We start from the raw sequence: 9,655 nt of genomic DNA, 5'->3' as shown, positions 1-9,655 counted from the left end.
CCGAGCCAGCACGCCTTACTGCAGGTCAGCACGCGCATTCATGCCTCTAGCCGCACTCAATTCTGCGGAACCCCGGTACGGGTAAGCCAGATCAGATGTCACCTATCCGCGCGGCAGTCCCAGACAGCGTGGATGGATGGTTAGGCCGCACGTGAGACTTCACGGCGGTGCGAGCCCGGTCGATGATCATTCAGCAAAAAGGTCAATCACGGTTTGGGCCATGAGCACCGACGCGTCCACCAGGGCCCGCTCGGCGCGCGCACCAATGCACGCAGCTGCGAACTCTCGCTGGTGGTTCGTATACGGCAGTGAGCCCACCCCGATGTAGGGATGAATCGCTGGGACCACCTGCGAGACGTTGCCCATGTCCGTGGAAGCGCGGTTCATACGGCCAGCGAGACCCGGCTCTGCGAAATCGCGCCCCCGCGCGATAGCATTGGCCTTGTACGCGGCCAGCGCTCGTCCATCCGTGCGGAACTCGGCGTAGGGCTTGCTCTCGGGCGTGATCGTGAGCGTCGTGCCTGTGGCGAGTGCACCGGCTTCGAAGCAACGATGTACGCGCTCTCCCAGTCTCTCGAGTTCCTCGAGGGATCCGGCCCGCACATACCAGCGCCCCTCGGTGCGGTCGGGGATGGCATTCGGCGCCGAGCCGCCGAGCGTCTGTATGCCATGGACGCGAGTGTCCTGGGGCAGCTGTTGCCGCAGGAGCGCGAGGGCGAGCTGGGCGATCACGAACGCGTCATTGGCGTTCACGCCCCGATCGGGGTAGGCGCCGGCGTGCGCGGCGACGCCGTCGTAAGCGATGTGTTCATGCGTCACCGCGAAGGGGCGTGCCTCGGCGACATCGACCGGTCCGGGGTGCACCATGAGTGCGAGGTCGAGGTCCCGGAACGCGCCCGCGTCGAGCATCTCGATCTTGCCGCCGCCGCCCTCCTCAGCCGGTGTGCCGTAGACGCGCACTGTGATTCCGAGATCGTCGGCGATCCCGGCGAGTGCCAGTCCGGCACCCACGGCACTCGAGGCGATCAGATTGTGACCGCAGGCGTGCCCGAGGCCGGGGAGAGCGTCGTACTCGGCCATGATGCCGACGATGATCGGTCCGCTGCCCACCTCCGCGAGTAGGGCCGTCTCGAAGCCGAGGTAGCTCGGCGTAGCGCGGAATCCGTGGTCTGCCAAGGTGTTCCCGACCCACTCGGCAGCCCGGTGCTCCTCCCAAGCGGTCTCGGGATTCGCATGGAGCGTCTCCGAGAGCTCGATGAGAGATGCTTTCGCTCCGCCGACCAAAGCCTCGACGGTTGCTTTGAGTGTCCCGCGACTACTCATCTCCGGGCACCCCGTATGACGGCGCAGCGGTAGGATCCAGTGCGCGGTCGACGTAGTCGTCGCGCTGCTCGAGCCATCGGCCGAGAAGCAGGTCCATCTCCTCGATGGGGTTGCCATCGGTCCAATCGATGCGAAGGTCGGTGACTCGCCACCCAACGTCCCGGACCACGGACAGGCCGATGGAGTGCACGTCGCCCGCTTCCCCGCCGGAAGCCATCGCTGCTTGCATGGCGGTCAGGAGTCGATTTTCGAGGTCGCCCTTGGCCGCTTCGAAGGCATCGATCATGATGCGTGGGATCTGCGCTGAGGCAAGCAGGTTGCCGCCGGCTACCACGCCTTCTCCCGTTGCCTCCCCGAAGACGCCGAGTGCGCGCTGGCCGGAGTAGAAGGCGACCTCGCCATCAGCGTCGACCACCAACAACTGTCGATACTCGACGTGATCGGCGGCCGCCATGACTGTGTTCAGGGCATCGTTCGCGGATCTGCCGGCTCGAATCCGGTCGAGGACGGCGTGCCCGAGCCGGGGGTCGGTCACGTTCTGCGAGTTCACGGCCCCGACGCCGTCTGCGAGATGGATGCAGCGTGCCGCAACCGCCGGTGACGAGGAGCAGACGGCCGAGCCGAGCGCTCCAGAGGAGTCACGGGCGACGATGGAGAAGGTCATTCCTCAGCTCCTGCAGTGCTGATGACGGCGGTCGCATCGATCTCGACCAGCCATTCGGGCCGAGCGAGTGCGCTCACAACGAGCCCGGTGGACACCGGGTGGACGCCCTTCAGCCAGCGGCCCATCACACGGTAGACGGTCTCGCGATAACGGGAGTCGATGATGTACACCGTGACCTTGACGACGTCTGCGAGCGACGATCCCGACTCTTTGAGCAGCATGGCGATGTTGGACATCGCCTTCTCGGTCTGTGCTTCAACGTCACCTATGCCGACCGACTCACGAGTGTCCAGGTCCTGCCCGATCTGGCCGCGCAGGTAGACGACCCCTCCTGCCACGACGGCCTGGCAGAGATCATTGTCGAGGTTCTGCTCGGGGTAGGTATCGCGGGTATTGAATGGGCGGATGCGAGTGTGTGTGGTCATCGCAGAGCTCCTTCCCCCACTGCACGGTATGACACAGAACCGTCGTCGGAGTTTGTTGTCGATGCCGTCAAGTCGTCCGACGGGCGCTCGATCCGTTCGTCGCCGTCGAGGCGACCGCACGGCTCGTAGGCGAAGTAATTCCTTTGGATCTCGATCTGCTCGGAGATAAACCGCGCATCGTTCCAGACGCCCCAGATGAAGCTCGAGCCTCGTCGCGATAGCCACGGCAGACCGAGGAAATAGACGCCGGGTTCTGTGGAGATGCCTCGCTCGTGCTGCGGGCGACCCTCGGCGTCCAATGCGTCGACCTGCAACCAGCTGTAATCGGTGCGATACCCGGTTGCCCAGAGGATGACGGTTACGCCAGCCTCCAAGAGCTCGAGCTCCTGGACCGGGTCGAGCGCATCGGGAGGATACGGATCGAGAACGAATGCATCGGGCTCTTCGGGCAGGTCGAGTCCGTTGCGTTCCACATACCGGTCGCAGTCCTCGAGCATCCCGAGGTAATCGGCATCGCCCCGTTCGATGTTGTTGAGTAGGTCGGGTGCGAAATGCATCGTGCCGTCGCTGTACGCTTCGGCGCGGCCGACCAGACGCACGCCGCGCGAGGCGAGAGTGCGGAAGTCGACGGTCTCGCCGCCGTTCGCGCCGCTCACGGCAATCGTGACGTGGTCACCTCCCCCGGGAGGTGTTGTTTGCTCCCAGAGGCCGAGCACGCCGAGCCACCAGGTGAAGTCGCGGCCACGGTAGCTGCGAGGTGGTCGACTGTGCGGCCCGACTGCAAGCCATACATCGCGACCGGCACGAGCCAGCTCGTCCGCGATCTGGGAGCCTGAGGCGCCGGCACCGACGACGAGCACGCCGCCGGCGGGCAGCGCCTCCGGGTTCCGGTAGTCGCGGGAGTGCAGCTGATGAACGCCGGCGTCCTCAGGCACAACCTGCGGAATCGCAGGAATCTGGAACGGACCGGTCGCAGCGACCACGAAGCGGGCATCATAGACGCCACCGGTCGTCTCCACATGGAACCCGGCGCGGCCAATGTGCTTCCGAACCGCGGTGACGGTGACACCGATTCGGATGGGGGCATTGATCCGCTCGGCAAAGCGTTCGAAGTACTCGGCGATCTGATCCTTGGTAGGGAAGAGATCTCCGGCGACCGTGTGCTCCTGACCGGGGAAGCGGTCGTGCCATGCGGGACCATTGGCGACCAACGAATCCCAGCGCCCCGTGCGCCATGCCTCGGCGATGCGGTCTCGCTCGATCACGACATGCGAGATCCCGCGCTCACTGAGATGCGCACTCATGGCAACCCCGGCCTGCCCTCCCCCTACGACGAGCACCTCAACGCTTTGCACCGACATCTCCAACCTCCGAGTCTGTGCCGGCAACTCTGCCGACCTGTCCAGGCTATGGAAGAGGACAACATCCGTAAATAATGACTTCTAGGCTCGCCACATCAGTTTGATTGATACCATGCGGCCATGACACGTTTGAGTGGACCAGTGATGACGCTCGTGCAGCTGCGATACTTCATAGTTGCCGCGACCAAGCGCTCGATGACCGAGGCCTCGGTCGATCTCCACGTGGCGCAGTCGGCCGTCTCAACCGCGATCGCACAACTAGAGCGGTCACTCGGCGTGCAGTTGTTCATCCGGCAGCGCAGCAAGGGGCTCGTGGTGACAGAAGCCGGGGAGCAGCTTCTGAGAGACGCTCGATCGTTGCTCGCACAGGTGGATGAGGTCACCGACAACGTACGCGGTCGCCACTACGACGTCCGGGGCACGCTCCGACTCGCATGCTTCTCGCCGCTGGCACCTTTCGTATTGCCCAAATTGATATCAGCAGTCAAGGCCCATCATCCTGGGTTGCGCATCGAGGTGATCGAGGCTGATGTCGACCGCACCACGGAGCTCCTGCTCGACGGGTCGGTCGAAGGTGCCATCACCTACGACTTCGGTGCAGTGCACAACCTCACGTACGACCATCTTTACGTCGCCGAGCCACACGTCGTCCTGCCCGCCGGCGACGATCTCGCCCGGCGGAAGCGGGTGAAGCTGTCACAGCTGGCAGATCGAGATTTTGTGTTGCTCGCTACCGAGCACTCGCGCGACTACTTCCTCGGCCTTCTCGCATCTGGGGGTCTCGAACCTGAGATCCGCTTCACTTCACGCAGCTACGAGACGGTGCGTTCGCTCGTCGCCCGAGGTCACGGGTACTCGATCCTCAATCACATTCCCGCCACCAGCCGCACCTACGACGGCGGCGAGGTCGCTGTCGTGCCGATAGCCGACGGTGCCAGCCCCCTCAGCGTCGCCTTCGCTAGAGTTTCCGATGTGCGACCCACGGCGCGAGCGCGTGTGATTGCCGAAATGGCACGTGGGCTCTTCGGTGATGGCCACGCGGAGTAGCCCCGGATGCACCTCCCGGGCCGCCCGTGCGGGCAGCCCGTGCGGCAAGGCGTTCGGGATCCACCACCTGTCACTTGAGGCCGGTGGTAGCAAGACCCTTTACGAAGTGCCGCTGCAGCAGGAGGAACACCAGGAGCACGGGCACGACAGCGACCGCGGCACCCGCGAACGTCAGCCCCCAGTTAGGTAGCGAGTTCGGATCCACCTCGTGCGCCACTGCCACCTGGATGAGCTTGAGCTGCGGGCTCTGTAGCGCGACGAGAGGCCAGAGGAACATGTTCCAGGAGAACAGGAACTTCACGAGCACCAGAGTGGCTAGCGCAGTCTTCACGTTCGGGATGATGATCGAGAAGAAGATGCGGAAATGGCCGGCACCGTCGATGCGTGCCGCCTCATCGAGCTCACGCGGGATGTCTTCGAATGCTTGCTTCAGCAGGAAGAGCCCGAAAACGCTCGCGACTCCCGGAAGCGCCACACCCCACAGGTTGTCATCGAGCCCCATGCCCGAAATGACCCGGTAGAGCGGAACGAACATGGCCTCGACGGGGAGCATGAAGGTGACGAGGATAAGCCCGAAGACAGCGCCTCGCCCCTTCCAATCCATACGGGTGAGGGCGTATGCAGCGAGCGAGCAGACAGCAAGTGCGCCGACCACCTCGATAGTCGCGACAGCGAACGAGTTGAGCAGGCTGCGGCCCACTCCCTTTTCGACGAACAGCTCAATGAAGTTGTCCAGCGTCGGATTGAGCGGCAGGAAGGCTGTCCAGCTGAATGGCACCAGCCCGGCGAAGATGTCCTCTTGACTCTTGAACCCCGAAGAGATGACCCACATGAATGGCGCCAGGAAGACGACGCCGATCACGCCCAGCATGACCAAGCTGAAGAACCACTTGCTGATCTTGCGTCGTTTCGGGCTGAACTCGGGACGCTTCACGCGCGCCGGAGACAGTTGGGAGGCACTCATCAATAACTCCAAGTCGTACGGAGGAGACGCATCTCGATCGCACTGATCAGCAACGCGAAACCTAGCAGGACCACCGATAGCGCTGATGCGTAGCCGGGCTGCTGCAGGAAGAACGCTGAACGGTAGATCTCGAACACGAACAGGTTCGTCGATCCTTCGGGCCCGCCGTTCGTGACGACGTAGGCGGGGGCGAAGGCCTGGATCGCGAAGACCGTCATCACGACTGTGACGAGCACTGTCGTGCGGGAGACCAATGGGAGGGTGATCGCGAAGAGCCGTCGAATCGGTCCGATGCCGTCTACGCTCGCAGCCTCATGGATCTCGTCGGGGATCGACTGCAGCCCGCCGAGAAACATTATCGCTGCGAGACCGATCTGCTGCCACGCAGACATCAGGATGACCGCTGGCAGAGCGAGCCCTGTATCAGTGAGGAAGTTGAAGGGGCCCGCCCCGATCGAGCCGAGCGCTGAGTTCACGAGGCCGCTCTGGTTGAGGAGAAAACCCCACATCGTCGCCACCACCACGGTCGAAGTGACCACGGGGAGGAAGACGAGCGTGCGGATGATGCCGCGGGCTGGCAGGTGCGTGTTGAGGTACACCGCCAACAGAAAGCCCAGCGGGACCGTCACAGCGATAAAGCCCAGCATAAATGTGAGCGTGACGAGCATCGATCCGAGCGCAGTCGGGTTCGTGAAGGCTCGCGCGAAGTTGTCGAAGCCGACGAACTGCGCCATCTCCGGATTGAAGAGGGTGAAGGAGTGGAAGGAGTCACGTGCCATCACAGCGAGCGGGATGTATTGAAACATCATCAGCAGCACGAGGAACGGCGCGAGGAAGATTACCGCAGTCCGGATCTCGCTACGCTGGCGGCTTCGTTCGGACTTCTGGTGTGACGACCGCGCCCTCGCCGATGTGCCTCCAGTGGCTCTTGGACGCAGATCGGCCGAGCGGTCAGGACCGTCGGTGATGACGTTGGTCAATGGGATCCCCTTGGCTTGTTCCGCTGACTCAGTCAGCGGAGGTTGGGCTCGAGCTCTTCGACGAGCTGGTTGAGTCGCTGCTCCGGGGCCGCGCCATATGCGATATCAGCGAGTGCGTCCGTCACGAACTGGTCGTAGGCCAGGTATGAGGTCGTCTGAGGGCGAGTCTCGCCCCACTCACGGAGCTGCTGCACGGGGATCTCCAGCGGGGGTTCGTGAAGCTCGGGGATCGCGTCGATTGCCGAATTTCGCACGGGAAGGACTCCTGCCTCCTCCGCGTATCGGGTCGCCATTTCCTCGCCCGAGATCTCGACGACGAAGTCAGCGGCTGCTTCAATGTTCTGCGACTTCGACGCCACGCCGATCGTGATCGAACCTGTGTGGACGATGGGCGTGACGGTATGTGGCACAGGGGCCACACCCCACTCGAAGTCGACGTCGGCCTCCTCCAGATCGTTGGCGAGGTACGGAATATCGAGATCGAAGCACGCAGTACCGTTCAGGAACGAGTCCGGGATTGGGGTCTCCGGGCTGACCGCAGTATCTCCCTGGAACAGGGACTGGTAAGCAGTAGCACCCTCGATCATCTCCGGGGTGTTCAGAAAACCATCGACCTTCAGCCCGTCTTCCGAGATCGCGGCGAAGGTATTGGCTGCGCTCGAGCCCTCGGGAGCGGTCGGATCACCGTGGCCGCGCAGCATGGGCAACCAGGCGTTGAGCGCACCAGTTCCGTAGCGAGATCCGGCCAGCCCCCAGACGTCTGATGATCCGGACTCACTCTGTTGGCAGGTCAGCATGGCCTCGTGGGCCTCATCCCATGTCCACGCCTCGTTGAGCGACGTGGGCACGTCGACTCCCGCCTCATCGGTTAGCGTCTTGTTGTAGAAGAGCCCGATGCCGCTGGTCTGCAGACCGGTCGAATAAACTTGGTCATTCCACGTGTGCTCGGCCAAGGTGGTCGGCAGCACATCGTCGTAGAATTCCTCGGGGATGTACTCGTCGAGCGGTGCGAGGATGCCGAGCGAGGCGTAGTTCTTCGTCCAAGGACCGTCATATCCGATCAGGTCGAGCGGGGCATTGCCGGCGGCCTGTACCGAGATGGTCTCGCCGAGCTGGTCGAACGGAACACGCTGGAGCTCCACAGAAACGCAGGAGTTCGCCTCTTCGTACCATTCGATCTGGCTATCCAGCGGGTAACCCGAGGTCGACGTAATGCCGTGGAGGATGGTCGTGCCCTCAGGACACTCCTCGGTCACGGGTCCGGTCTGAGACTGTCCTCCACCGCCGCCGCAACCCGCCACAGTCATGATCGCGGCCAGTGCCAGAGCTGCGGTTGCGCCCCTCCTGGTCCGTTTGGTGCCTTGATTCATGGTTCTCATTCCTTTCCGTGCCCACCATTGGGCACGCTTGGTTGCAACGACGAGATCAACGCACGGGTGAAGCGTTTCTGGTCGGCGGAGAAGGCCCACCATGTATTAGGGGAGGCTCCGTTGCGCTCGTTGACGTCGACGGTCGTGCGGCCATAGTTGTGATAACTCGTCGTGTCGACACTCGTGTGCACGTGGCGCAGCTCGACCACCTCGGGATCCATGAGGTACGCGATGCACAGAGCGTCGTGCACCGGGGCGGAGTGGGCCTGATCCATCCGATGAGTGAGATCGTGGCCGGTGATGTAGAAGTCGAGCACCGTGGAGACGACACTCCCGCCCGGCGTGCCGAGCGAATCGATCCGGCTGAGCAGCTCGCGATCCACGACGACATCGTGTGTCGCGTCCAACGGCATAACCACAATGCGGCTGAAACCGGCCTGGAGAACGACGTCTGCTGCATTTGGGTCAGCATAGATGTTGAACTCGGCGGACGCCGTCCGGTTGCCGAACTCATGGCCACCCCCCATGATGACGAGCTCGTCGACGGCTTCGACGACCTCCGGAGCAGCGATCACTGCGGCAGCAATGTTGGTCAATGGGGCGACCGCGACGATGGTGATTGGCTTGGCGGTGGCGCGGAGTGTCGAAACCAGCCAATCGATGGCGCCCTGTTCGGCGGCACCACGGGTGGGAGATGGCAACGCCAGGGTCGCCTCGTGCATGAGCCCGGCCGAGCGGCCCGAGACGAAGGGGTACGGACGTGGAACCAGCGGCTGCGCCCGGCCAGCGTAGACCGGCACATCATGGCGGCCGAGCGCGTCGAGTGTGCGAAGAGTGTTGTCCGTCGTCTGATCGAGCGAGAGATTGCCGAGCGCGGTCGAACAGCCCAGCACAGAGAGCTGTGAACTTCCCACAGCCATGGCGATCGCGACCGCATCGTCGTTGCCGGTGTCGACATCGAGAATGATGGTTCGCATCGTGACTCCAATCGCATCCTTGCGCTGAGCCGAGCGGTATCCGCCGGCAAGTGCTGGTCACTCTAGAGCGAAGCCTCGCATCTAGGCGAATAGTAGAAGTTAGCGTAGTGCATCAAATCAGGTGATGTGAAATGTGGCAGTTCCGCAGTGCAAAAATCCTCGCCCTGCCCGACGCAGCCTGGATCAACAAGCCCAACAACCAGGACGACCAGCAGACCTACCAGCCCGCAGCTGGACACCCACTGGCCTCATTTATGCGGGGCCTGACCCTTGTTCGGGGGCACGCTGATTCCAGCATTTGCTGAGGAAGCGGGATCATGAACCATGGCCAGGAAGAGCTATTCCGAGGAGATCCGTCGGCAGGCGGTGGAGCTGTATGAGTCGACTCCGGGTGCGACGGCCCGAGGGATCGCGGAAGCTTTCGGAATCGTCCGGTGAACGTTGCGGCAGTGGCTAGAGCCCCACGGCCGGCGTTCCGCAGAATTCAGGGGTTCTGGAGGCATGCCGGGAGGGTCGTAGCCTTGTGACCTGCGCGGGGGTGTTC

The 9,655-nt window shown here is 63.2% G+C and carries 9 protein-coding genes; 1 reads left to right on the top strand and 8 read right to left on the bottom strand.

What is annotated here, in order from left to right:
• Nucleotides 1–186: 186 nt before the first annotated feature.
• Genes ACHUEU_RS16260 through ACHUEU_RS16245 form a run of 4 tightly spaced genes read right to left on the bottom strand, consistent with a single transcriptional unit; the run spans nt 187 to nt 3,773 of the window.
• On the bottom strand, nt 187–1,323 hold the full coding sequence (locus tag ACHUEU_RS16260; RefSeq protein ID WP_394217134.1) for an amidohydrolase: 1,137 nt from the start codon (nt 1,321–1,323) through the stop codon (nt 187–189).
• Nucleotides 1,316–1,987, bottom strand: a complete 672-nt coding sequence (locus tag ACHUEU_RS16255) for a DUF1028 domain-containing protein (RefSeq protein ID WP_394217133.1) — start codon at nt 1,985–1,987, stop codon at nt 1,316–1,318. The genes ACHUEU_RS16260 and ACHUEU_RS16255 overlap by 8 nt, the downstream gene beginning before the upstream one ends.
• Nucleotides 1,984–2,412: a RidA family protein gene (locus ACHUEU_RS16250; RefSeq protein ID WP_394217132.1), complete on the bottom strand. Its 429-nt coding sequence runs from the start codon at nt 2,410–2,412 to the stop codon at nt 1,984–1,986. The genes ACHUEU_RS16255 and ACHUEU_RS16250 overlap by 4 nt, the downstream gene beginning before the upstream one ends.
• Nucleotides 2,409–3,773, bottom strand: coding sequence for a flavin-containing monooxygenase (locus tag ACHUEU_RS16245; protein WP_394217135.1), 1,365 nt, complete (start codon nt 3,771–3,773; stop codon nt 2,409–2,411). The genes ACHUEU_RS16250 and ACHUEU_RS16245 overlap by 4 nt, the downstream gene beginning before the upstream one ends.
• A gap of 120 nt (nt 3,774–3,893) precedes the next feature.
• Between ACHUEU_RS16245 and ACHUEU_RS16240 the strand changes: the two genes are divergently transcribed.
• Complete coding sequence (locus ACHUEU_RS16240) at nt 3,894–4,820, top strand: LysR family transcriptional regulator (protein ID WP_394217131.1); 927 nt, start codon at nt 3,894–3,896, stop codon at nt 4,818–4,820.
• Nucleotides 4,821–4,890: 70 nt separating this feature from the next.
• Here the strand turns inward: ACHUEU_RS16240 and ACHUEU_RS16235 are convergent, their stop codons facing one another.
• From ACHUEU_RS16235 to ACHUEU_RS16220, 4 genes are read right to left on the bottom strand one after another with little or no spacing between them, the layout of a single operon-like run.
• Entirely contained in the window at nt 4,891–5,784 is an 894-nt protein-coding gene (locus tag ACHUEU_RS16235) for a carbohydrate ABC transporter permease (RefSeq protein ID WP_394217130.1), read from the bottom strand.
• Entirely contained in the window at nt 5,784–6,764 is a 981-nt protein-coding gene (locus tag ACHUEU_RS16230) for a carbohydrate ABC transporter permease (RefSeq protein ID WP_394217129.1), read from the bottom strand. The genes ACHUEU_RS16235 and ACHUEU_RS16230 overlap by 1 nt, the downstream gene beginning before the upstream one ends.
• A gap of 32 nt (nt 6,765–6,796) precedes the next feature.
• Complete coding sequence (locus ACHUEU_RS16225; RefSeq protein ID WP_394217128.1) at nt 6,797–8,134, bottom strand: ABC transporter substrate-binding protein; 1,338 nt, start codon at nt 8,132–8,134, stop codon at nt 6,797–6,799.
• Between the two features lie 5 nt (nt 8,135–8,139).
• The gene (locus ACHUEU_RS16220) at nt 8,140–9,111 is read right to left on the bottom strand and encodes a nucleoside hydrolase (RefSeq protein WP_394217127.1); all 972 of its coding nucleotides are present in this window, start codon (nt 9,109–9,111) and stop codon (nt 8,140–8,142) included.
• Between the last annotated feature and the right edge of the window lie 544 nt (nt 9,112–9,655).

Source organism: Brachybacterium vulturis (assembly GCF_043641765.1).
GTDB lineage: Bacteria > Actinomycetota > Actinomycetes > Actinomycetales > Dermabacteraceae > Brachybacterium > Brachybacterium vulturis_A.
The sequence above is the reverse complement of the archived record's forward strand: the minus strand, read 5'-3'. Positions and strand labels throughout refer to the sequence as shown.

What these genes read in the sequence shown, in the direction of transcription:
- ACHUEU_RS16260 (WP_394217134.1), bottom strand. Translation starts at nt 1,323, where the DNA reads ATGAGTAGTCGCGGGACACTCAAAGCAACCGTCGAGGCTTTGGTCGGC.
- ACHUEU_RS16255 (WP_394217133.1), bottom strand. Translation starts at nt 1,987, where the DNA reads ATGACCTTCTCCATCGTCGCCCGTGACTCCTCTGGAGCGCTCGGCTCG.
- ACHUEU_RS16250 (WP_394217132.1), bottom strand. Translation starts at nt 2,412, where the DNA reads ATGACCACACACACTCGCATCCGCCCATTCAATACCCGCGATACCTAC.
- ACHUEU_RS16245 (WP_394217135.1), bottom strand. Translation starts at nt 3,773, where the DNA reads ATGTCGGTGCAAAGCGTTGAGGTGCTCGTCGTAGGGGGAGGGCAGGCC.
- ACHUEU_RS16240 (WP_394217131.1), top strand. Translation starts at nt 3,894, where the DNA reads ATGACACGTTTGAGTGGACCAGTGATGACGCTCGTGCAGCTGCGATAC.
- ACHUEU_RS16235 (WP_394217130.1), bottom strand. Translation starts at nt 5,784, where the DNA reads ATGAGTGCCTCCCAACTGTCTCCGGCGCGCGTGAAGCGTCCCGAGTTC.
- ACHUEU_RS16225 (WP_394217128.1), bottom strand. Translation starts at nt 8,134, where the DNA reads ATGAATCAAGGCACCAAACGGACCAGGAGGGGCGCAACCGCAGCTCTG.
- ACHUEU_RS16220 (WP_394217127.1), bottom strand. Translation starts at nt 9,111, where the DNA reads ATGCGAACCATCATTCTCGATGTCGACACCGGCAACGACGATGCGGTC.